Origin of the sequence: Frondihabitans sp. VKM Ac-2883 (assembly GCF_015350875.1) — a bacterium.
Classification (GTDB): domain Bacteria; phylum Actinomycetota; class Actinomycetes; order Actinomycetales; family Microbacteriaceae; genus Frondihabitans.
On sequence record NZ_JADKSF010000001.1, the window covers coordinates 487,773 to 508,919 of the forward strand.

The 21,147-nt window shown below is 66.8% G+C and carries 19 protein-coding genes and 1 pseudogene; 4 read left to right on the top strand and 16 right to left on the bottom strand.

Annotated elements, in window-relative coordinates; genetic code table 11:
• Positions 1 to 40 precede the first annotated feature (40 nt).
• From ITJ49_RS02475 to ITJ49_RS02490, 4 genes and pseudogenes are all read right to left on the bottom strand, one after another.
• Positions 41 to 1,036 carry a carboxypeptidase-like regulatory domain-containing protein gene (locus ITJ49_RS02475; protein WP_194600934.1) on the bottom strand — a complete coding sequence of 332 codons (996 nt, stop codon included), beginning with the start codon at positions 1,034 to 1,036 and terminating at the stop codon, positions 41 to 43.
• 247 nt (positions 1,037 to 1,283) lie between these two features.
• Positions 1,284 to 1,553, bottom strand: a complete 270-nt coding sequence (locus ITJ49_RS02480; RefSeq protein WP_194600937.1) for an aspartate/glutamate racemase family protein — start codon at positions 1,551 to 1,553, stop codon at positions 1,284 to 1,286.
• A gap of 97 nt (positions 1,554 to 1,650) precedes the next feature.
• A pseudogene (locus ITJ49_RS02485) lies at positions 1,651 to 1,992 on the bottom strand (helix-turn-helix domain-containing protein); the annotation flags it as partial.
• The gene (locus ITJ49_RS02490; RefSeq protein WP_194600939.1) at positions 1,971 to 2,990 is read right to left on the bottom strand and encodes an AraC family transcriptional regulator; all 1,020 of its coding nucleotides are present in this window, start codon (positions 2,988 to 2,990) and stop codon (positions 1,971 to 1,973) included. The gene ITJ49_RS02490 and the pseudogene ITJ49_RS02485, both read right to left, overlap by 22 nt.
• Positions 2,991 to 3,199: 209 nt before the next feature.
• On the opposite strand from ITJ49_RS02490, the gene ITJ49_RS02495 reads away from it, so the two are divergent.
• Positions 3,200 to 4,444 carry a GAF domain-containing protein gene (locus ITJ49_RS02495; RefSeq protein ID WP_194600942.1) on the top strand — a complete coding sequence of 415 codons (1,245 nt, stop codon included), beginning with the start codon at positions 3,200 to 3,202 and terminating at the stop codon, positions 4,442 to 4,444.
• A gap of 585 nt (positions 4,445 to 5,029) precedes the next feature.
• On the opposite strand, the gene ITJ49_RS02500 is transcribed toward ITJ49_RS02495, so the two are convergent.
• From ITJ49_RS02500 to dnaK, 9 genes are all read right to left on the bottom strand, one after another.
• The gene (locus ITJ49_RS02500) at positions 5,030 to 5,551 is read right to left on the bottom strand and encodes an NADPH-dependent F420 reductase (protein ID WP_370544335.1); all 522 of its coding nucleotides are present in this window, start codon (positions 5,549 to 5,551) and stop codon (positions 5,030 to 5,032) included.
• A gap of 113 nt (positions 5,552 to 5,664) precedes the next feature.
• Positions 5,665 to 7,200: an FAD-dependent oxidoreductase gene (locus tag ITJ49_RS02505; RefSeq protein WP_370544336.1), complete on the bottom strand. Its 1,536-nt coding sequence runs from the start codon at positions 7,198 to 7,200 to the stop codon at positions 5,665 to 5,667.
• 110 nt (positions 7,201 to 7,310) lie between these two features.
• Positions 7,311 to 7,574, bottom strand: coding sequence for a UBP-type zinc finger domain-containing protein (locus ITJ49_RS02510; protein ID WP_194600949.1), 264 nt, complete (start codon positions 7,572 to 7,574; stop codon positions 7,311 to 7,313).
• The gene (gene trxA / locus ITJ49_RS02515; RefSeq protein ID WP_194600951.1) at positions 7,571 to 8,023 is read right to left on the bottom strand and encodes a thioredoxin; all 453 of its coding nucleotides are present in this window, start codon (positions 8,021 to 8,023) and stop codon (positions 7,571 to 7,573) included. Before trxA ends, ITJ49_RS02510 begins: the two co-directional genes overlap by 4 nt.
• Positions 8,020 to 10,662 carry an ATP-dependent chaperone ClpB gene (clpB, locus tag ITJ49_RS02520; RefSeq protein ID WP_194600954.1) on the bottom strand — a complete coding sequence of 881 codons (2,643 nt, stop codon included), beginning with the start codon at positions 10,660 to 10,662 and terminating at the stop codon, positions 8,020 to 8,022. Before clpB ends, trxA begins: the two co-directional genes overlap by 4 nt.
• Complete coding sequence (locus ITJ49_RS02525; protein WP_194600957.1) at positions 10,653 to 10,970, bottom strand: chaperone modulator CbpM; 318 nt, start codon at positions 10,968 to 10,970, stop codon at positions 10,653 to 10,655. The genes clpB and ITJ49_RS02525 overlap by 10 nt, the downstream gene beginning before the upstream one ends.
• Complete coding sequence (locus ITJ49_RS02530) at positions 10,967 to 11,914, bottom strand: DnaJ C-terminal domain-containing protein (protein ID WP_370544337.1); 948 nt, start codon at positions 11,912 to 11,914, stop codon at positions 10,967 to 10,969. Before ITJ49_RS02530 ends, ITJ49_RS02525 begins: the two co-directional genes overlap by 4 nt.
• A gap of 4 nt (positions 11,915 to 11,918) precedes the next feature.
• Positions 11,919 to 12,446 (bottom strand): nucleotide exchange factor GrpE, encoded by a 528-nt coding sequence (locus ITJ49_RS02535; RefSeq protein WP_194600959.1) that lies wholly within the window; start codon positions 12,444 to 12,446, stop codon positions 11,919 to 11,921.
• Positions 12,447 to 12,457: 11 nt separating this feature from the next.
• Positions 12,458 to 14,329 carry a molecular chaperone DnaK gene (dnaK, locus tag ITJ49_RS02540; protein ID WP_194600962.1) on the bottom strand — a complete coding sequence of 624 codons (1,872 nt, stop codon included), beginning with the start codon at positions 14,327 to 14,329 and terminating at the stop codon, positions 12,458 to 12,460.
• A 189-nt stretch (positions 14,330 to 14,518) separates the two neighbouring features.
• Between dnaK and ITJ49_RS02545 the strand changes: the two genes are divergently transcribed.
• The 3 genes from ITJ49_RS02545 (at position 14,519) to ITJ49_RS02555 (ending at position 19,322) form a co-directional block, all read left to right on the top strand.
• Positions 14,519 to 16,198: a CdaR family transcriptional regulator gene (locus ITJ49_RS02545; protein WP_194600965.1), complete on the top strand. Its 1,680-nt coding sequence runs from the start codon at positions 14,519 to 14,521 to the stop codon at positions 16,196 to 16,198.
• Between the two features lie 38 nt (positions 16,199 to 16,236).
• Complete coding sequence (locus tag ITJ49_RS02550) at positions 16,237 to 18,675, top strand: tetratricopeptide repeat protein (protein WP_194600968.1); 2,439 nt, start codon at positions 16,237 to 16,239, stop codon at positions 18,673 to 18,675.
• A 383-nt stretch (positions 18,676 to 19,058) separates the two neighbouring features.
• Positions 19,059 to 19,322 (top strand): hypothetical protein, encoded by a 264-nt coding sequence (locus ITJ49_RS02555; RefSeq protein ID WP_194600971.1) that lies wholly within the window; start codon positions 19,059 to 19,061, stop codon positions 19,320 to 19,322.
• A gap of 340 nt (positions 19,323 to 19,662) precedes the next feature.
• On the opposite strand, the gene ITJ49_RS02560 is transcribed toward ITJ49_RS02555, so the two are convergent.
• From ITJ49_RS02560 to ITJ49_RS02570, 3 genes are all read right to left on the bottom strand, one after another.
• Positions 19,663 to 20,394: a hypothetical protein gene (locus tag ITJ49_RS02560; protein ID WP_194600975.1), complete on the bottom strand. Its 732-nt coding sequence runs from the start codon at positions 20,392 to 20,394 to the stop codon at positions 19,663 to 19,665.
• 271 nt (positions 20,395 to 20,665) lie between these two features.
• Complete coding sequence (locus ITJ49_RS18025; RefSeq protein WP_194600978.1) at positions 20,666 to 20,920, bottom strand: helix-turn-helix domain-containing protein; 255 nt, start codon at positions 20,918 to 20,920, stop codon at positions 20,666 to 20,668.
• A 31-nt stretch (positions 20,921 to 20,951) separates the two neighbouring features.
• The gene (locus ITJ49_RS02570; protein ID WP_194600981.1) at positions 20,952 to 21,131 is read right to left on the bottom strand and encodes a hypothetical protein; all 180 of its coding nucleotides are present in this window, start codon (positions 21,129 to 21,131) and stop codon (positions 20,952 to 20,954) included.
• Between the last annotated feature and the right edge of the window lie 16 nt (positions 21,132 to 21,147).

The window sequence follows — 21,147 nt, forward strand, 5'->3', positions numbered from 1 at the left end:
GCGAGGCATCCGAGGCGCCGATGCTGACCTCCGGTTCAGGTCAAGGCACTTTTGCGTAGAGGCCGACCGCACTGGAAAACTCGACGTACTTCGGCACGGCCGCTCGGGCATCCGCCGTCATCGGGGTCAGCTGGCCGGTGTACCACCAGGTGCGGCTGGGCGTAGACATGGTCGCCACCGTGCGCACACTCACCGTGTAGTTACCCGTCGGCACGGCGAACTTCACCGGCTGCAGGACGCCGGCCACTCCTCCGGTGCGCTGCGCGGAGGTCGCTCCGGTCGCGACGTTCGTAAGGGTCACGGTCGCACCGACAGTCGCAGCTCCGTCTGCTGGCGGGTTGACGCCGACGCCGATGTCGTACGCGGTATGGATGAGCCGCGTCGAGAGTGCGACGCGACTCGGGGCGGCGCCGGGCCTTTCGGCGTACACGCGAGTCATCCAGGAGAGGCTGGTGCGGAAGTTCTGGTCTCCGGTGAAGAGCTTGTAGACATCGGATGCCAGTCCGATGAACGTGTAGCGCCCGGTCTGATCGGTGGTGGTGTCGACCTCGGGGAACACGTAGCCCATTCCCTCGACGGTGACCTTGGTGCCGACGAGCGGTGCTCCGCTCGGCCCGGTGAGCTTGCCCGTCACGGTGGCACCCTTAGCAAGCTCCGCCGTAACGGCTGTGCTGATACCGGCCGAGACCCCCACGCTGTCGATGCGCGTCCGTGCGTAGGTGGCGGATCCTGCGCTCGGCGGCTCGACCGTGAGGTCGTAATACGGAGTCGGAGGCAGGTCGGCGATCACTGCCCGACCCGCGGAGTCGGTCGTGGCCCTACGGAAGCCGCCGCCTTCGGGGGTGGGGACGTAGACGCTCGCCGTCGCCCCGGCCAGCGCGAGGGGGCTTCCGGCGACATCGACGAGCTGGACGCCGATGCTTCCCGTGGGTGCGGTGATGGCCAGCGCGGCCGTGGCCGCCTGGGCGGGCAGAACCGCCAATGCGAGAGTCGCAAGCAGTGCTGCGAGCGTTGTCCGTGTGCCTGTCTTCGTCATGGCTCCCCGTTTCGTTCGCGCCGCGCGGGCGCAGCTACGACTCTTCGGGTGAGCCTTGAACCTGCGACAGTACCGGCCGCCCTCCCCCACAACAAGCCCTTGCCCGTCATCGACGTACGCCAGGCCGTGACAGGAGCGCTACTTCACTGGAGGTCTTTCAACTGGTCCGTTTCGCTGAGCCGGTTGTTCGCCGAATGAGCGGCAGAGGTGAGTCGGTGATGACGCGCGCTGCGATTCGGCCACGCGGCTAAACGCTCCAGCTGCGGCCTTTCGCCCGAGGAGAAGCGAACGAGTCGATCTTGCTCGTTGAAAGCCCCTGGCGGATCAGAGTTTCGACGAGGGCCGACGCGGCGGCGACCCCGTCGACGACCGGCACGGGCAGGCGGTCCCGCACGTGCTCTTCGAGGCCGGCCATGCCCGCGCAGCCGAGGCAGATGACTTCGGCCCCCTTCGCGATTGCTCGCTGTCCGGCCGCCACGATCGCTTCAGCCGTGGAACCATGTGCAGATCTTGACACGACCTACCGTCATCGGGCCTCAGGAACTCGCAGCCTGCCGTGCGTTGTCCCGCCCGAGCCATCTCATGGTCAGAGAAAGAGCGCGGGGCCGGAAGGCCTAGACCTGCTCCGCTCGCAGGATTGCGCGGTAGACCGTCGACCGGGCCACACCGAACAGCTCAGCGATCTCGCTCGTCGTGTGAGCACCCGTGCGGTGCAGCTGCACGAGGTGCTTCTCCTGTAAGCCGGTGAGCTTGGGCTTGCGGCCGCGGAGCTTGCAGGCGGCCTTGGCGATCGCCATGCCCTCACGGGTGCGGGCACGGATGAGGTCGGTCTCGAACTCGGCCACCAGGCCGAGCACATTGAACAAGAGCCGGCCAACGGGGTCGGTGGGGTCGTAGACCGCTCCCCCGAGGTTCAGTGCGACACCCTTCTTCGTCAGCTCGTCCGCGATGGGTCGCTCCGCATTTTCGTTTCTGTGAGACGGATCGTGTCCGACGGGAGCTCAGAGAACCGCCGCGAGTACGCGGCGGCGAATCGCCCGAGGTGCACGAAGCCCCACTTGTTGGCCACGCCGGTGATCGTGACAGTGCCCGAAGGCGCGCTGAGGAGGTCCTCGCGAGCTCTCTCCAGTCGGATCCGCTGCAGGTATCTCATCGGCGTGGTGTCGAGAGTGTTGCGGAAGGCCAGGTGAAGGCTTCGCGCGCTCGTCGCCGCCTCGTGCGCGAGCTCGTTGATCGTCCACGAGCGGGCCGGGTCGTTCTGGAGCAGCTCGACCGCGCGGGCCACGTCTCTGTGACCCGAGCTCGGCACCGGCGCATACAAGGCGTCGAAATAGTTGTGGGGTTGTGCGAAAAGGAGGACGTCGAGAAGGACTTGTTCCAGGTGGTGCACGGACAGCGGATGGGACAACAGGCCGCGGTTTCGTCGGGAGGCGTCGTCGATGAGCCGAAGCGTCTGAAGGAGCGTCTGGCCACCGGCCGTCTCGAGGCTCAGTTCCGTCTCGAATACGAGAGGAGGGAGATCGAGCACGTCGAGCAACTGTTCTGTCTGGCGCTGGATTTCTCCGCGCGGAATCATGAGGGCGACTTGAGCGAAGCCTTGGTCGCAGTCCAATTCGACGGGGCGGCCCGGCATGAAGACACCGGCCGCCTTCTCTGTTCCGTACACTTGCGGGCCGTGGACGGCGCCCATGACGGTTCGCGACTGGGTGGGAATGTCGATGTGGTAGTTCTCAGGTTCTGCCGTGTGGATCCGGACGGCTTCCTGGAAGCTCATGAACCCGACGGTGACTCGCCCGACAGGCAGCGCGTTCAGACGCAGGCCGACGGTTGAGGCCGCCCCGGCGGATGGAAACTCCACGGGAAGGTACACGCGTTTAAGGGCCTCGCGTGACTCGTCGACGCCGCGGGCCGAAACGACCCTGTGGTCGGCAAACATCTCCGTGTTTGCACTCATGGATTGATTCTACTCGGGTGGGTCTGGCCACCACGATCGTCGCATTCGGCACCATACGGCTTAGCCGTTGCAGGATGCGGATAGTGCGTCGACCCCGGTCCTTCCTACCGTGAGAGTCCACCACAGCTAGGTGACGAAACGATGGGCTGAGGTCCATCGCGTCGCACCAAATCTGACGTCGCCGTCGCGATTTATCACTGGAGATCTCCATGATCAGCACCAGCCTCGTTCCTGCCGCCCGCAGCGTGATGCGCAAAAAGTACCGGTTTCTGTCAGCGCGAGCCGGCTTGGTGGGACGACCCGACGATTCGGCCGCGGCGAGTGTCCCGGCGCCGGTCGGCCACCGAATCCTGGTCGTAGGAAACGAGTACGCCATCTCGTGGGGAGTACGCCTGCACGCTCTCGCCTTGCCCGGCCAACTCGCCCGGGAACTAGCGCTCCGGACGGGCCTCGGCGCCGACGTGGACGTCATCGCCACCCCCGGAATGTCGATCACCGATGCGCTGACGTCTTTCGAAGGTCACGACCTCAGCGTCTATGACGCCGTGGTCGTGCTGACCGGTGTCGGAGACGCCTTTCAACTCATGCCGCCCCGCGTGTGGCGGGAACGCGTCGACCAGCTCACGTCTGCCCTCCTCGAGACCTCACCGCCAACAACAACGATCACCGTCGTGGGAATCCAGCCGGCGAGTTCGATCAACATCACGCGGACGAAGGAAAACGGCCTCGTCGATCAGTGGGCCGAGAGCCTGAACAAGGTCACCGAGGCTGCTCTCCTCGGGCAGGACCGACTGCGCTACCTCCCTGCACCGGCCGTCCCCGAGAGCGCTGTCGACGCTGTCGACCGGCTGCGTTTCAAGAGCCCGGCCGTGTACAAGGCATGGGCGGTGACCGTGGCCCGGCACCTCGTTCCCCTTCTCGACACGGCACACGACGACCCGACGCCCGACGACCCGGACCGGAAGAAGCTGACGGGCCCTCTCGCGCTTCGCAGGCGGCTCGCGGCACTCGAAGGCCTCGCCATCATCGACAGTTCCCCGGAAGCTCGCTACACCTCGATCGTTCGACGGGCACGTGACCTCTTCGGCACGGAAGGAGCTGTGTTCTCACTCATCACCGACACTCGCCAATGGAACAAAGCCATAATCGGCTCTGTTCCAACCGAAGTTCCAATCGAGGAATCGTTCTGCGCAACGACAATCCGATCCATCGGAGCGTTCGTGGTGGAGGACGCGTGGAAGGATTCCCGAATTAGCTTCGACACCGAGATTCGCTTCTATGCCGGCTACCCGGTCAACGCGCCCGACGGCACCCCCATCGGCGCTCTGTGTGTCTTCGACGGCAAACCGAGAGACGCCTCCACCATGGAAGCGACGTACTTGCGAGAACTTGCGCTCATGATCACCGACCAGCTGGCACATCCCACTTCAGCCCAGGGCATTCAGGCCGTCTAACAGGTCAGTCCACGTTCTGGCGCGCATGTCGCGGCATTACCACCGTGTTTGCCGATGTTGAACGCCGATGGCCTCGCGAAACCGGGAACGATGCACGGACAGTGACCGCTGACGTGTGCCGTCACCTACGCTCAAGTGTCGACTTTGCCGCTCTCTAGCGGCGTTCTTCGACGACTAACCAGCATCTGTGGCCCGCACTCTCGCCATCCCCTCGCTGCTGGTTCGGCTCCAACAGTGAGCACCTCAAATCTCACTTTTCTTCTTCTACCTGGTCGAAGCGATAGTGACGCTTGCAGCAGACGGACGCGGTTCGCACGCCGTCTCGAGAATCTAAAGATTGGCAAGACAGCACCAGTAAAGGTCGCAGCTCCCTCGTCCTGGCATCTCGGCGCTACGTGTTTTAGATCGCCGGTGATTTGTGATCGAACGCTGCACCTGGCCTTTCGGTTGATATGTCGTGAGAAGTCTCGACTGATTGGATCTCGTGCAAATCGTCCATCCGACGATCCCCCTTGCAGACCCCCGGAGGTCTTGCTGATCGAGCTGTCCACATCCGAAGGGTGCAATTACGCAGATCATGTCGAACTAGCGGATCACGGCGAACCCGCCGTTCCACCCGATCTTCTCGCTCACCGCGAGCGTGAGCTGCAGGAAGCCGATCGCCTCGAGTTCGCGCGCGCGGCTCAGGGCCCCCGCGTCGAGAGCAGAGACGCCGCCGACCGTGATCGCATCGATCAGTGAGGTCTTGGCATCAGCGTCGTCGCCCGCCACGAGCACGGTGGTCGGCACACCGCCGACCTGCCTGTTCACGAGGGTGGCGGCGAAGGTGGTCTTGAACGCCTTGAGGACGTGGCTCTCGGGGGGCTTTGCCTGGATGTGGGACGCGGCGGACTCGGCGGCGGGCACCACCAGCGAGACGAAGGTGGAGAAGTCGAGCGGATTGGTGATGTCGACGACCGTCTTGCCGGCGAGTTGCGCACCGAAGGCGGTCAGGATGCCGTCGACCTCGGGATAGGGTACGGCGAGCACCACGATGTGTCCCGAGATGGTCGCCTCCCTCTGGCCACGCGTGACGTTGGCGACATCGCTGCCTCCCGCAGCGAACACCCCCCCCGATCGCGTCGCCCATGGCGCCTTTGCCGATGATGGTGATGCGTGACATGACGATCCCTTACCCTTCTGATGGTGTGTGCTTGTGGAGTCGATCGGCGCACGGTAGCTCACGATCGGCTGCCGCCGGTCGCGATGTGATCGTGAACCATCCGGACGACGCTCGCTCCTTCGCCTATCGCCGCCGATATTCGCTTGACCGACTGGCTGCGCACGTCACCGATCGCGAAGACACCCGCAACCGATGTCTCGAGGGCGGCCCTGCTCGAACCGGACGGTGTCGTGCCGCTCCCCGTGATCAGGTAGCCGCGCTCGTCCCGCGCGACGTCAGGGCCGAGCCACGAGGTGGCAGGCGACGCCCCGATGAAGACGAACAGATTCGTCGCGGGGATCTCGGTTCGGACACCCGAGGGCACGTGCTCGACGACGACCGACTCGAGTTCGTCTCGGCCGTTCGCCTCCACCACCACCGTCTGCAGATGCACCGTGATGCGGCGATGCTCCTCCACCTGCACGATCAAGTAGCGCGACATGCTCGCCTGGAGATCCGCCCCGCGCACGACCAGGTCCACCTGCGACGCGGTGCCGGCGAGGAAGACGGCGGCCTGCCCGGCCGAGTTGCCGCCCCCGACCACGACGACAGGCGCCGCGCCGCACTGACGCGCCTCGTTGAGTGTGGCGGCGTAGTAGACGCTCGTGTACTCGAAGCGGTCGAGGCCCGCCACAGCGAGGCGGTTGTAGCTCATCCCGGATGCAACCACCACCGCCCGTGGGGTGACGCTCGTTCCGTCTGAGAAACGCACCACAAGCGCACCTTCGTCGACGACGAAGATCTCGGCGACGGAGGGCGCGACCAGGGTGGCGCCGAACTTCGCGACCTGCAGGGTGGCGCGCTCCGCGAGTTCCGCGCCGGAGATGCCGGAGGGGAATCCGAGGTAGTTCTCGATCCGCGCCGACAGTGCCGCCTGCCCTCCAGTCCCGACAGCGTCGGCGACCAGGACCGACAGTCCGTCCGAGGCGGCGTAGACCGTCGCAGCGAGACCCGCGGGCCCTGCACCGACGACGAGCACGTCGCTGCTCGCCGGAGGGAGGGCGCTCCGCACGCCGAGCGCCTCTGCGAGCTCCTCAACGAACGGGTTCCGGAGGATCCGCGATCCGCCGATGATCACCACCGGCACCTCGGACGGGCTGAGACCCAGCCGCCGCAGGATCGCCTCGGCGCCCGGGTCGTGTTCCAGGTCGAGCAGCCGGTGCGGTACCCGATTTCGCGCCGCGAAGTCGAGCAGCCGACGGGTGTCGGGCGAGAACGGCGATCCGACCACGCGGAGCCCTGCCCCGAACCCGATCGCCATCGACCGGCGGATCAGGTAGGCGCGCAGGATGACGTCGCCGAGCAGCGGCTCCCCGGTCACGATCCTCGTCAGCTCCTCGATCGGCACCACGAGCGCGACGCCGTCGACGACCGCGGTGGTCGTGCTGAAGGTCGGCTGCCCTTCCAGCAACCCTATGTCGCCCAAGAAACGGCCGGGGCCGTGGATGCCGACCTGCTCGCCGTCGGAGGCCTCGAGCAAGCCCTCGAGCACCACGAAGAACGAGATGGGCACCTCGCCCGCCCGCGTGAGCACCTGCCCTTCGGAGACGGGCACGAGCGATCCCACCCCCCTGAGCACCTCCAACTGCAGAGGTGTGAGCCGTGGGTAGGCTCCGAGCGTGTCCGGCGTCTCCACGACGACGCGCCCCGATCCGAGGCCCGGCATCAGACGAAGTCCTCGTCGATGTAGCACCAGCGCCAGGTCTCCCCCGGCTCGAGGGAGCGGACGATCGGATGCCCGTGGTGCTGCGCGTGCGCTCGCGCGTGCCTCATCGGCGACGAGTCGCAGCATCCGACCTTGCCGCAGGTCAGACACAGCCGTAGATGCACCCACAGGGTGCCGAGGGCCACGCAGTCCTCGCAGGCGCCGGGAGTGCGGGGAGACACCGGGCGGACGAAGACGAGATGGGGATCGGGGCGGACGGTCATGAGCCTCCTCCTTCTTTCGCCATCGCCTCATCGAACCAGCGGCGCAGCACGCCGAGCGGGGCCGCACCGGCCTGCTGGGCTATGACCTCGCCTCCGCGCAGCACGAGCAGTGTCGGCACGGCCTGGATGCCGAACCGCGACGACAGACCTGGCGCGCGATCGACATCCACCTTCACGAGCTTCAGCTCGCCCGCTCGCTCGGTGGCCAGCTGCTCCAGGATGGGGCTGACCACGCGGCACGGACCGCACCAGCTCGCCCACAGGTCGACGATCACCGGCGGATCGGCCTTCTCGGCGACCTCGGCGAAGGTGTCGTCGAGGGCGTCGACGATCCAGGGAAGCGGCTCGTGGCAGTTCCCGCAGCGTGGCCGTCCCGCTCCGGCTGTGAGCACGCGGTTCTTATGCTGGCATTTCGGGCACCGGATGCTGGTGGTCGCCGTGGCCGTCATGTCATCACCCCGGCCTCGGCGTCGGCCGCCGCGCGCTCCAGGTCGACCACGAGGTCGCCGTCCCGCACGTCGATGCGCACGGTTGAGCCCTCGCCGACCGATCCGGAGAGGAGCGCCCGGCCCAGCCGCGTCTCGATGTCGTGCGAGATGTACCGCCGCAGCGGCCGGGCGCCGTAGAGCGGGTCGTAGCCGCGCTCGGCGATCAGCCACCGCGCTTCGGGAGTGAGTTCCAGCGTTATCTGGCGTTCCGCAAGGCGCCGGCGGAGGTCGTCTATCAGCAGCTCGACGATCGACTCGATCTGTTCCAGGCCGAGCGGCGCGAAGACGACGATGTCGTCGACGCGGTTGAGGAACTCCGGGCGGAAGCGGCCGCGCAGTTCGGCGAGCACCTGGTCGCGAACCTCGTCGGTGATGCCCCCGCCGCTGTCTCGAGCGCCACTGAGGAGGTGGTCCGCACCGATGTTGGAGGTCATGATCACGACGGTGTTCCGGAAGCCCACCGTGCGGCCCTGGCTGTCGGTGATGCGGCCGTCGTCGAGCACCTGCAGCAGGGTGTTGAACACGTCCGGATGCGCCTTCTCGATCTCGTCGAAGAGCACGACGCAGTACGGCCGCCTCCGTACCGCCTCGGTGAGCTGACCGCCCTCGTCGTATCCGACGTACCCGGGAGGCGCCCCGACCAGGCGGCTGACAGTGTGCCGCTCCTGGTACTCGCTCATGTCGAGACGGATCATCGCGGACTCGCTGTCGAACAACGCGCCGGCCAGGGCCTTGGCGAGCTCGGTCTTGCCGACGCCCGTCGGCCCCAGGAAGATGAACGACCCGATCGGCCGACGTGGGTCGCGGATGCCCGACCGGGCACGGATGATCGCATCGGCGACCAGCCTCACGGCCTCCGACTGCCCGACGACGCGCTCCTCGAGCACCTCGTCGAGCTTCAGCACCTTCTCGCTCTCACCCTCCTGCAGGCGAGCGACCGGGATGCCGGTCCAGGAGGCGACGATCTCGGCGATCTCCTCCTCGGTCACGACCTCGCGCAACATCCGCTGCCGGCCCTGCTTCGACTGGAGCCGCGCCTCCTCGGCGGCGAGGTTGCGCTCGAGGTCGGCGAGTGTCCCGTAGCGCAGTTCCGCCGCACGGTCGAGGTCGTAGTTGCGTTCGGCCTGCTCCGCCTCACGCCGCACCCGCTCGAGTTCGCTGCGCAGCTCCTGCACCCTGCGGATGGCCTGGCGTTCGGCCTCCCACTGCGCGCGCTTCGCGTCGGCATCCGCCCGCAGGTCGGCGAGCTCCCGGCGCAGCTCCCGCAGACGGAGGCCGCTCGGCTTGTCTTTCTCCTTCGCCAGCGCGGCCTCCTCGATCTCGAGGCGGGTCACCCTCCGCGTGAGCTCGTCGAGCTCGGCAGGCATCGAGTCGATCTCGGTGCGCAGCCGCGCACAGGCCTCGTCGACGAGGTCGATGGCCTTGTCGGGCAGGAACCGCTCGGTGATGTACCGGTGGGAGAGGGTGGCGGCCGCGACGAGCGCGTTGTCCTGGATGCGCACGCCGTGGAAGACCTCGAGGCGCTCGCGCAGTCCACGGAGGATCGAGATGGCGTCTTCGACGCCCGGTTCCTCCACCAGCACGGTCTGGAACCGGCGCTCGAGCGCGGCATCCTTCGCGATGTGCCGGCGGTACTCGTCCAGCGTCGTCGCGCCGATGAGGTGCAGCTCGCCGCGAGCGAGCATCGGCTTCATCATGTTGCCCGCATCCATGGCGCCCTCGGTCGCCCCGGCACCGACGAGCGTGTGCAGTTCGTCGATGAAGAGCAGAATGCGCCCATCCGACGACGTGACCTCGGCCAGCACCGCTTTCATCCGCTCCTCGAACTCGCCGCGGTACTTCGCGCCGGCGACCAGAGCCGCGAGGTCGAGCTGGAAGACCGTCTTGTCGCGGAGCCCTTCGGGAACGTCGGTGCGGACGATCCGCTGGGCCAGACCCTCGACGATGGCGGTCTTGCCGACACCCGGCTCGCCGATCAGCACCGGGTTGTTCTTCGTCTTGCGCGACAGGATCTGAATGACACGACGGATCTCGGCGTCGCGCCCGATGACCGGATCGAGGCGCCCGGCCCGGGCGTCGGCCACGAGATCGCGGCCGTACTTCTCCAAGGCCTCGTAGGTCTGCTCGGGGGTGGCGAAATTGACGTGCTGGTTACCGCGGACGGCGGTGAGCGCCGTCAGGAAGCTCTCACGCGCGACGCCGTCACTCTGCAGCAGGCGCGCCGTCGCACTTCCGAGGTCGTCGGTGAGCGCGAGCAGCAGATGCTCCACCGAGACGTAGGAGTCCTTGAGCCGATCCGCCTCCCTCTCGGCACGGTCGAGGGTCGCTGCCAGGGTCTTCGAGAGGAACACCTGGCCGGGCGTCGCCCCGGGCCCCGTGGCCCTCGGTTTGCGCTCGATCGCGCTAGTCACGTCGCCGAGCAGCACCGGCAGATCGACACCGGATGCTTCCAGCAGTCGCGGGATCAGGCCGCCCTCCTGCGTGAGCAGCGCCAGCAGGAGGTGCTCGTTCTCGGTCTCCGTCTGCCCGTTCCGGCTCGCGATGCTCTGCGCCTGCTGAAGGGCTTCCTGGGATTTCTGGGTCAGTTTGTTCATCTCCATGGTGGGGTCCCCTTTCCGGAACGGATCACCCGGCGCTTGCTCTCGAGCACATCGATGCGGGCGAGAAGGTCGATGACGAGGGCGACGGCGGTGTAGTTGAGCGACAGGTCGGCGTGCAGCCGCACGATCCGCCGCACCAGTCCGGGTGCGGACGGGTCGAACCACAACCGCCCCGCGCCGTCCCGGTGAGCCGGGACGAGACCGAGCTCGACGAACCGCGCGACGAGTTCGGGGTGCGTGCCGGAGGCGGCAGCGACCATCCCGATGTCGAGGCGGGGTGGGAGCGCTGGAAGCAGCGGAGAGCTCATGATGCGGCCCTCGGATCGTAGGCGGATTCGTGCCCGAGCGTCTCGAAGAGCTCGCGTTCACGGTCGGTGAGGTGCGGGGGGACCATGATCTTCACCTTCGCGAAGAGGTCGCCCGGCTTCCCGCCGGACTGCGGCATGCCCTGACCCTTCAGCCGCAGCCGGCGGCCGCTGGACGAGCCGGGCGGAACCCGCACGGTGATCGGGCCGCCGGGAGCCCGGGTCGAGACGCTCGATCCGAGCGCGGCCTCCCAGGGCGAGATCGGCAGGTCCATCTCGATGTTCTTCCCGTCCAGTCGCAGGCGACGGTCGGGCCGCACGCGGAACGTGACGACGAGGTCGTCGGCCCCGCCGTCGTCCCGGCCCGCGCCCCCGCCGCCAGTCACGCGCATCCGTTGGCCATCGAGGACGCCCGCCGGGATCTGGATGTCGAACGTCTGGCGGTCGCCGTCGGGGCCCGAGACGACGACCGTTCGGGCACCGCCACGAAAGGCCTCCTCGACGGTGAGCTCGAGGGTGGCTTCGGTGTCCATTCCCCGCATCGAGCCGAAGGCGTCGCCGAAGAGGTCTCCCCAGTCGACGGAGGCGCTGCCCGGCCCGGCGCCGCCTTGAGCGCTCGACCAGGTGAAGCCCGAGGGTCGGGGGCGCGCTCGGGTTCGGCCGCCGCCGCTCCCGGCGCCGGCCCGCGTCTGCGACGCATACTCGCGCTCTGCCCCCGCAGCGTATTGACGGAACTCCGGCCCGAACCGGTCGTACTGCGCCCGCGAATCGGGATCTGCCAGTACGTGGTAAGCCTCGCTGATCTCCTTGAACTGGTCTTCCGCTCCCGCCTCCTTGTTGACGTCGGGGTGGTACCTGCGGGCCAGTTTGCGGTAGGCGCGCTGGATCTCCTTGGCGTCGGCCGATCGCGAGACGCCGAGCAGTCGGTAGTAGTCATCGGCCGCCACGATGTCACTCCTCGGCTGAGGTGACTACGACGCCGGCGGCCCGCAGCAGCCGATCCGGGGTCCCGAACCCGAGCCGGGCGACGACCACGACCGTTCGCGGCAGCCGGTCGCCCCGGTCGACCACCGACACGACCTCGTGGATGCGCGGGTCGAAGGGCACTCCACCCTGGTCGATGCGGGGGTAGCCAAGGCGTTCGAGCGAGGCGACGGCTTGTTCCCGGATCGCCTGCATGCCTTCGGCCAGGCCGGCGCTCTGCCCTCGGGCGTAGGTGACCGCATCCTCGAGCCCGTCGACGACGGGGAGGAAGACGGATGCGGCCTGGGCACGCTCGGAGTCGCGGACGAATTCGATCTCCCGAGCCGCCCGCTTCCTCAGGTTGTCGAGGTCGGCGACCGCACGGCGCCAGCGATCCTCGAGGTCGGCGAGACGAAGGTTCGGATCGTCGGGCGCGACGGGCTGGGCCGACGCGGCGCGTGCGCCGGCGCCGGCGTCGGCGTCGGTGTCGGTTTCGGGGCCGTCCGTGTCGTCCATGTCACGGTCCCTCAGCTTCGATCGAACTCGGCGTCGACGACGTCGTCGTCGGACTCGTCCTCGTGAGCCTCGGAGGACGGCGCATCGGATGCCCGGGCGACGGACAGGGCTGCATCCATCTGCTGCAGCTCACTGGTCAGCTCTCGCGATTCGGATGCCGAGGCCTCCCGGCCGACGGCCTCGCGAGCCTGCCCGACCAGCATCTCGGCCCGGGCGCGCTCGTGCTGGAGCACGGAATCACCCTGCTCGGCAAGCGTGCGCTCGACCCGGTAGACGGCGGCGTCGAGCTCGTTGCGGGCGTCGACGTCTCCACGCAGCTGCTGGTCCTCGGCGCGATGCTGTTCGGCCTCGTGCACCATGCGCTCGATCTCGGCCTGATCGAGGTTCGTCGTGCCGCTAATCGTGATGCCCTGCTCCGCACCGGTGTCCTTGTCGCGCGCCTTCACGTTCAGGATGCCGTTCGCGTCGACGTCGAAGGTTACCTCGACCTGGGGTTCGCCGCGCGGCGCCGGCCGGATGCCGGTCAGGGTGAACCGGCCAAGCACGCGGTTGTCGGCGGCACGCTCCCGCTCCCCCTGCAGCACGACGATCTCGACGGAGTCCTGATTGTCCCGCGCGGTGGAGAACACCTCGCTCCGTCGCGCCGGGATGGTGGTGTTGCGCTCGATGATCGTCGTCATCAAGCCGCCGCGCGTCTCGACGCCGAGCGACAGCGGGGTCACGTCGAGCAGCAGCACGTCGCTGACCTCGCCCTTCAGCACGCCCGCTTGGATGGCCGCACCGACGGCGACCACTTCGTCGGGATTGACCGTCATGTTGGGGTCTCTGCCCCCGGTGAGCCGTGTCACGAGGTTCTGCACCGCCGGGATCCTCGTCGAACCCCCGACCAGGATGACCTCGTCGATGTCGTTCTCGGTGACCTTCGCGTCGTCCATCGCCTGCCGCACCGGGTCGAGGCACCGCTCGACGAGATCGGCGGTGATGTTGTCGAAGGTCGCGCGCTTCAGCGTCGTCGTCAGGTGCTTGGGGCCGGCGGCATCCGCCGTGATGAACGGCAGACTGACCTGGGTCTGGCTCACGGTGCTGAGTTCGACCTTGGCCTTCTCAGCCGCCTCGAACAGGCGCTGGAGCGCTTGCGGGTCTTTGCGGAGGTCGATGCCCTCCACCTTCTGGAACTCGTCGGCGAGGTGATCGACCACACGACGGTCGAAGTCGTCGCCACCGAGATGGGTGTCGCCCGCCGTCGAGCGCACCTCCACCACGCCGTCACCGACGTCCAGGAGGCTCACGTCGAAGGTGCCGCCGCCGAGGTCGAACACGAGCACGGTCTCGTGCTCCTTCTTATCCATGCCGTAGGCGAGGGCGGCCGCGGTCGGCTCGTTGATGATGCGGAGCACCTCGAGACCGGCGATGCGGCCGGCGTCCTTCGTCGCGGTGCGCTGGGCGTCGTTGAAGTAGGCGGGGACCGTGATCACCGCCTCGGTCACCTTCTCACCGAGGAACTTGGCGGCGTCGTCGACGAGCTTGCGAAGCACGAGCGCGCTGATCTCCTCCGGGGAGTGGAGCTTGTCGCGCATCATGAACCGGGCTTCGCCGTTCGGCCCCGGCGCGAGGTCGAAGCCGACCGCCTTGGACTCCTCGCCGATCTCGTCGTAAGTGCGCCCGATGAACCTCTTGGCCGACGAGATCGTACCCTTCGGGTTCAGGATCGCCTGCCGCCGTGCGAGCTGCCCGACGAGTCGCTCACCGGTGTCGGTGAACGCGACGACGGACGGGGTCGTGCGGGCCCCCTCTGCGTTCGGGATGACTTTCGCCTCTCCGCCTTCCCAGACCGCGATCACCGAGTTGGTCGTGCCGAGGTCGATGCCGACTGCCTTGACCATCACAGTTCCCCTTTCGTCGAGCGGCCGGGCTCTCCGCCCGCGGCGGGGCCGGGAGCGGTCCCGCTGAGGCCGATTGTGCACCGTCTGCGCCGGCGGCTCTTCGCCCTGGCAGAACGAAAAACGCGGGCGAAGTCGCCCTATCGGGCCAGTGCCGAAGCGGCTAGCGTTAGCCCTGCGGAGTCCACCATCATGTGCGCACTGAGCGACCCAGACCTCGTCATACAAACCGACCTCGATGCCACGGCACGGTCCGACTTGTACGGCCTCTTCAGAGCGGGCTCGAGGGCGTCTGAACAGCCGACGATCCGCCGCACCTTCCGTCTCGCGACCGCCGCCGCGAGGGCGATCTCCGGATGCACGGTCCCCGCCGTCTACACCGCCGAGCGTGGTCGTCTGGTGCGCTATTCGGGCAGAGCCAACCGCCGACTCGATGAGCTGATGGACGCACGTGCCGGCACCAGCGGCGAGCTGGAGAGTGGCCGGGCCTGGCTGTACGCCCTGTTCTTCCGGGGTGCCGGCGAGACGATCGCGGGGGCGTTCGTGCTGCGGCTGACGGTCGAGCCCTCGAGCGAGACGCTGGTGCTGCTGAGCTCGCTGGCCGAGCCGACCGGCGCGGGGCTCGCCATGGCCGGGCTCATCGCCCGGCAACGCCGGCAGGTGCTCGAGCTGCGCGAGCTCGGTCTCACCCAGGCGCGACTGAATCGGACGTTGGCGGCGAAGATCCTGCAGGTCGACAGCCATCAACGAATCCTCGACACGTTGACCGCCGCAGTCCGAGCGGGAGACGGCGACGGAGAATCACGGCTGGTCACGGCGTTGAGCGCGCTCACGCGACGATGCGTCGTGCTGCAGGATTCCCTCGGTCATCAGCGAGCGTTCGTCAGGGCGGACGACTCCCCTGCGCCGTCCAACATGCGGGCTCTCGTCCTCCGTCACCCGGCCGGCCCTTCGCCGAGCGGATGGCGTCCGAGGGAGATCCGCTCGGGCGAGGAGACCGTCGGCGTGATCGGGGTCTACGACCCGGATGACGACCTGACCGACGACGACCGGTTCGCCATCGAGCACGCGATGGCGATGATCGCCGTCGAGCTCGTGCACCACCGCAGCATCGCGCAGGTCGAGATCCGGCTGGGCCGCAACCTGGCCGACGACCTCGTCGTCGGCACCGATGTGGTCGATGCACTCGCTCGCGCGGAGATGCTCCGTTTCGATCTCGGCGGCTCGCTGCGGGCGCTGCTCGTCTCATGGGAGCACACGCCGCCGAACGGCATCGACCTCGGCGCGGCGGTGGGCCACGCGCTCTCGGCGATGCGCGTCCCCGCACTCATCTCGCGGCGGCCGGACGGCATGCTCGCGATCGTCGCCGAGCGCTCGGACCTGTCGACCCTCTACGGCAGGCTGTCGTCTACGATGCTCAGCGCCCGGGGCACGATCGGGGTCGGCGCAGCGGGCCCGGTCGAGGATCTCCCGAGCTCGTTCACCGAGGCAGGCAGGGCGTTGAACATCCGGATCGGGTCGCGCCGGCCCTACGGCGTCTCCGACTACGACGACCTCGGCCTCCTGCGCATCCTCGACGCGTCGAACGACGGGGCCGAGCTCGCCGGGTACCTCGATGAATGGCTCGGCCCACTCCTCGCGCACGACCGGGAACACCACTCCGACCTCGTCCACACGCTCACGCTGTACCTGGACTCCGGCGGCAGCTACGACCGTGCGGCGGCTGCGCTGACCATCCACCGCAGCACCCTCCGGTACCGGCTCGGGCGCATCCGCGAATTGAGCGGTCGCGACCTCACCGACCCGGAGCACACGCTCAACCTCCACATCGCCGTGCGCGCCCAGGCGGCTCTGCGGGGCGGCCTGCGCTGATCAGCGCCGGCCCGATGACGCAATGAAGGAGGAAACCCGTGACATCCGACCCACGCGAGGCAGAGTTCGTCGGCGAAGGACGGCGAGCGATCGTGGCCGGCCTCCTCGACGTGTTCGATCGAGCACAGGCAGACCGGCGGCCCGTCTGGGTCTCGCTGGAGGCGCCGACCGGCTGGGGCAAGACGCGCATCGTCCGGGAGTTCTACTCCGCGCTGGCGCAGTCTCGCCAGACCGAGCCGGCGTACTGGCCATCGGCGATCGTCACCGATCGTGCCAAGGTCTCGGAACGACGCAAGACCATCAACCCTCCCGACTTCGAGCACGTGCCGATGAGTCGACCGGATTACCTGTGGTGGGGAATCGCCTGCGGCAGGCGCAACGGCACGGCCACCGAGTCGCTGCTGCAGGACGTCGGCGTGCTGCGCAAGCACATCGACCATCTCGAAAGCGCGTGGTGGTACCGGGCGGGCTTCGTGGAGAAGTTCGCTTATCCCGCGTTCCTCGCGCTCCGTGCCAAGGTGCTTGAGGAGGGGACGGCCGCGGTCGTCGACTTCGGCGTTACGAAAACCGCTGAGATGGTCGGGGGCGCGCTTCCGGGTTTCTCGGCGATGAGCTGGCTGATTCGGAAGGGAGTGGGGGAGACGAGGGCCGCCCGGGCCCGAAGCAAGAACCTCAGGAGCGCAGAGGGGATCGTGTACCGGCCTTCCGAGGTGGACGAGGTGGTGTCATTCCTCACCAAGATCGCCCCGCAGGTTCCCGTCGTGCTGGTCGTGGAGGACGTGCACGACGCCGACGGCCTTCTCCTCGAGCTGCTCAAGCGTGTGATCCGCCGCGACGCCCCGGTGATGATCCTGACCACCGGATGGCCCGGGTTCGTCGACGCCGACCCCGGCCTCGTGCGCGTCATGCGCAGTGCGGGCGAGCGGTTGATCCGCATCGACGAGGAGTCGACGACGCTTCCGCCCCCGTTCCCACTCGATGCGTCGCTGCATGCCCTGGACACCGCAGACCTCGAATCGATCGTGCACGCGCATCACGCGCAGGTCGGTGCGGCCACCCGGGACGCGCTGGTGTCCACCTACCGCAACCCGTTCGCGTTGGAACTGGTGCTGGAGACGTACGGCGACCCCGACGACGACGTGCTCGAGATCGATCCGAGAGATCTCGAGCGGCTGTCGGGCAAGGTCGAGGACCTCTACAAGACGGCCTGGGAGCGGCTTAGCGACCCCGGTCGCGAGGCGTTGACGCTGGCGACCCTGGCCATACCTGCCATCGTCTCGGTCGATGTGGGCGGCGACCGATCGTGGGATCGGGAGATGCTGGCGACCGCGCTCGCGCAGCTCGGCGATGACCGCGGCGATCCCACCACAGGGAGGACTGTGATCGAGCGCGCCTGGGTGCGCACGATCGACGAGTTCTTCTGCCAGTTCCACGACGTGGCGCAGATGAAGCTCGCCGCCAACGACTTCGCGAAAGCGCCGCGACGGCTGCGGGTGCGGCGTGCACTCATCGAGCAGGCCAAGGATCTCATCGCCGATCGTGACACTCCTTCGCATCGAGCGGCGCAGGCCGGCCGGCTGTTGCTGGCCTACCGAGCCGACCTCGACGACCGCGAGTTCGTCGACGCGAGTCGCGCGCTGCTCGGCGTTCTCAGCGATCTGCACCAGGAGAACCGGGCGATCGAGCGCTTGGGCGATGACGTCCTCCCCCGACTCGACCTGCGCGACCAGCGCGACCGCGAGCTGCAGTGGACCTTCGCCCAGACGCAGCGGGAGCTCGGCAACCCGAGGAGGGCGATCGAGCTGCTCGACGAGCTTCTGAGCGTGGAACAGCACGTCTTCGAGCCCGACGCCTCGGAGGTTCTGGGGACTCGTCGGTCAATCGCGAGCGCCATGGCGCTCGACGGCCGACCGCAGGCCGCCGTCGAGATGCTCGAATCGGTACTGGCTCAGCAACTGATCACACGCGCTGAATCCGACGCCGATGTGCTCGACACCTGGGGGGAGCTGGCCCTCGCCCTCTCGGACTCCGACCGCCCGTCGGACGCCATCCGGCTCTCGGAAGACATCCTCGTCATCCAGGCGAAGTCTCTGGGCAGCGATAGCGCGGACCTCATCAATACCCGCGCGCGACTGGCTTCGGCCTTGGCGGACTCGGGTCGAGGGGCGGAAGCGCTTCCTCTCTGGGAACAGGTGACAAGCGCACTCGCCGCGAGGTCGGGCCGAGACAGTCCCGACACCCTTGCCGCCAGGTCGGGCGTGGCGCGCGCCACCGAGGACGCTCTCGGTGCGCAAGAAGCGATCGGGCTGTACACCGCGTTGCTCGCCGACGAGCGACGGGTGCTTGGCCGAGACGATCCGCGCGTGCTCGTCACGCGCGAGAACCTCGCTCGATCTACTGACGACGCCGGTGACCATGCGAAAGCAGCTGCCCTGTTTCAGGATCTCGCAGACGACAAGGCGCGAATCCAGATATGAGTCTCCGTGCGATGGCGGCGGCAAAATACTTGGTACTGCATCTCGGAAAACTAAAGGTTTCGAGACGTCCCAAAGAATCACCGTGACCATCTGAACGGCACAGCCACTTTCCCGCAATTGCACGACTGACAGGCATTACTAACTGTCTTGAAATGTTGTCCCGACGGGTTTGGCGACGTCGAAGCGCTCCTAGAGATTTTCGAGACACAATCAGCGCACAGGACTGCTCTTCGATAACCGCACCAGAGAACCACAACTCCAGGTCGATTCGCTCCCCTCCGTGTCTACGGGTGTCCGCATAACTGACGAGCTGGACCACGCGCCGGAAAGAGTCGCAAGATCCCCCCGTTGTAACCGCAAGTCGCCTCTGATTAGCTCGCAGCATGAGACACACGCTGGATGGAAGTCGGCGACGGGACGGCGACGTCGTCGCGCTCACGTGGGCCGTCATCGTCTCCTGGCTCCTGGCCGTGGCCGTGCCCGCGGGCGTTCTCGTACTCCTCAGTCACGCGCCAGATACATCCCCGCCCAGAACCCTCCTCATCCTCGGCGGAGCGTGTGGTGTCTTCGCGATACCAGCGGCCGCGGCGACTGTGGTACTTATCGTCATCCGAGTTCGTCAGCGGCGTTCGGCAACGACGGGCTAGGGGAACTCACAAGAATCCGCCCCGCCGGCGTCAGGGATTCGACCTCGGCCTTCGGAACCACCTTCCCGACGACAGCCCAAGGGCGCCTCCCGGTAGGAGTACGACCTGTACAGGCCGGAAGCTGCACCCGAGAAGCACCAAAAACACCTACAAAATAAGAAAACCCCCGCGCGAACGGGGGTTTTCTGTGGCGGTACCGGTGGGATTTGAACCCATTAGCCCACCCGCGCCCACATAAATAGGCGCGTCAGATGCTTGATTTTCCGCTGTTTCTACCAGCTTTTCGATAACGGTGGATAACACCGGGTCACGGGCAGTTGTGGGCGAATTGTGGGCGCTTCTACCAGTCGCGAATAACAGCGCACCCCGTGACGAAGTCCTCGTCCGGCATTCCCATCGGAGGCTCGGCTATTGCCAACTGCTTGAAGCCGGCCGGACGGTAGAGAGACTCAAATACTTTCACCTGGGCGTCGACGACCAGGAAGCGGCCCGCTATCAGTGCGCGTGACTGACGGATGATTTCCTTTGCCTCATCCAGAATTACCGAACCGGGAAGCTGCTCTCCCGTAAAGCGGTCTGACCTGGCGAGCTCCGCAATTGTGTAGGCACCCGTTTGGAGCATTGAAATACTGCCGCTGAGCTTCTTCCGAATGCCGGACGAGGCTTTGGTGAAATCGATACTCGTCATGCCAACGGTGAAAAAGGCGGGAACGTCAATGCCCTCGTCGCCAGCAGCACAGACAAGGACGTAAGTGCGACTGTGCCCATGAGACTCCCAGCCCTTTACCTTGCTGCGCGCGAACTCCTGCAAATGCGGCGACCGGGCGCACTCGAAAGAAGCGAGCCGCTCGCGGACCGCTTCTCGAAGTGGTTGGTACGTATCACCCTCAAGATCGGAGAGGGCGAAGACACTGTATGCGACCCGATCTGGACTCGGGTCAGTCACTCTGCCGAGCGCCAACAACCAGACGCTGAAGAGCAGTAAGACGACGATCCATCGTGTTGGCGTCGGGTCGAGCGGATACGAATCCAGGCGTAGCCACAGGTGCGCTGCCTCGAGACTCGAGGTCAATCAACTGGTTAACGCCTTCGTTGGAGAGAACATAGGCGCTGCCGAGAGCAGTAGATGCCATGGGGTTTGTTCCTTCTACATGGGGTGGGCAGACTGTCGGAGGATTTCGGTGTCGGACTCCGGCAGTCACGCAGTTCGACAATGGTACGTCATCGATCTAGTGCGACGGTACCCCGGATACAGGGGGTGCGCACGGATCCTGGACTCGCGTCGGCCTGCACGTGTCCTGCGTGCGGCCGAAAGCCACGGGGCGCATTCAGCACTGCGGACGTCATCGATTTGGTGGCGGAGGAAACCGCTTCCCCGTGCGACGCGTTTGATCGACCTTACGGCGACTTGGACGGGCCCAAAGATCCGCTAGTGGCTTGTCCAAGTAGGCCTTAACGTCTGATGGCCAGAAACGCCACTCCCGTCCCACCTTGAACGAAGGAAAGAGCGGATCGCTCGTAAGGGTGTAGACGGTGCTTCTCGAGATATTTAGCCACTCGCCAAGTTCCGCGACAGACATGGCCTTCTCTTTGTCCATATGGCCAGCCTAAGACTTGACCCTCGGTAGGTCAGTCGTTGCTCTGATGTTCTGCCCGGGCAAGGTCGGCCACCGCCTTCGCGAGCTCGACAACAGCAAAGCTCAAGCACTCGAAAGCGCGATCCGGCTCGCCGTTGTTTCTCATCATGGCAGCAGCGTCTGCCTGGTTTGCTGCTTCGTCTGCGTGCTTCGCCGCGGAAATATAGGACATGACGAAATCCTAAACA

Bases quoted from the DNA above. Each gene is read 5' to 3' on its own strand.
- ITJ49_RS02475 (WP_194600934.1), bottom strand. From the start codon at position 1,036: ATGACGAAGACAGGCACACGGACAACGCTCGCAGCACTGCTTGCGACT.
- ITJ49_RS02490 (WP_194600939.1), bottom strand. From the start codon at position 2,990: ATGAGTGCAAACACGGAGATGTTTGCCGACCACAGGGTCGTTTCGGCC.
- ITJ49_RS02495 (WP_194600942.1), top strand. From the start codon at position 3,200: ATGATCAGCACCAGCCTCGTTCCTGCCGCCCGCAGCGTGATGCGCAAA.
- ITJ49_RS02510 (WP_194600949.1), bottom strand. From the start codon at position 7,574: ATGACCGTCCGCCCCGATCCCCATCTCGTCTTCGTCCGCCCGGTGTCT.
- trxA (WP_194600951.1), bottom strand. From the start codon at position 8,023: ATGACGGCCACGGCGACCACCAGCATCCGGTGCCCGAAATGCCAGCAT.
- clpB (WP_194600954.1), bottom strand. From the start codon at position 10,662: ATGGAGATGAACAAACTGACCCAGAAATCCCAGGAAGCCCTTCAGCAG.
- ITJ49_RS02525 (WP_194600957.1), bottom strand. From the start codon at position 10,970: ATGAGCTCTCCGCTGCTTCCAGCGCTCCCACCCCGCCTCGACATCGGG.
- ITJ49_RS02535 (WP_194600959.1), bottom strand. From the start codon at position 12,446: ATGGACGACACGGACGGCCCCGAAACCGACACCGACGCCGACGCCGGC.
- dnaK (WP_194600962.1), bottom strand. From the start codon at position 14,329: ATGGTCAAGGCAGTCGGCATCGACCTCGGCACGACCAACTCGGTGATC.
- ITJ49_RS02545 (WP_194600965.1), top strand. From the start codon at position 14,519: ATGTGCGCACTGAGCGACCCAGACCTCGTCATACAAACCGACCTCGAT.
- ITJ49_RS02555 (WP_194600971.1), top strand. From the start codon at position 19,059: ATGAGACACACGCTGGATGGAAGTCGGCGACGGGACGGCGACGTCGTC.
- ITJ49_RS18025 (WP_194600978.1), bottom strand. From the start codon at position 20,920: ATGGACAAAGAGAAGGCCATGTCTGTCGCGGAACTTGGCGAGTGGCTA.
- ITJ49_RS02570 (WP_194600981.1), bottom strand. From the start codon at position 21,131: ATGTCCTATATTTCCGCGGCGAAGCACGCAGACGAAGCAGCAAACCAG.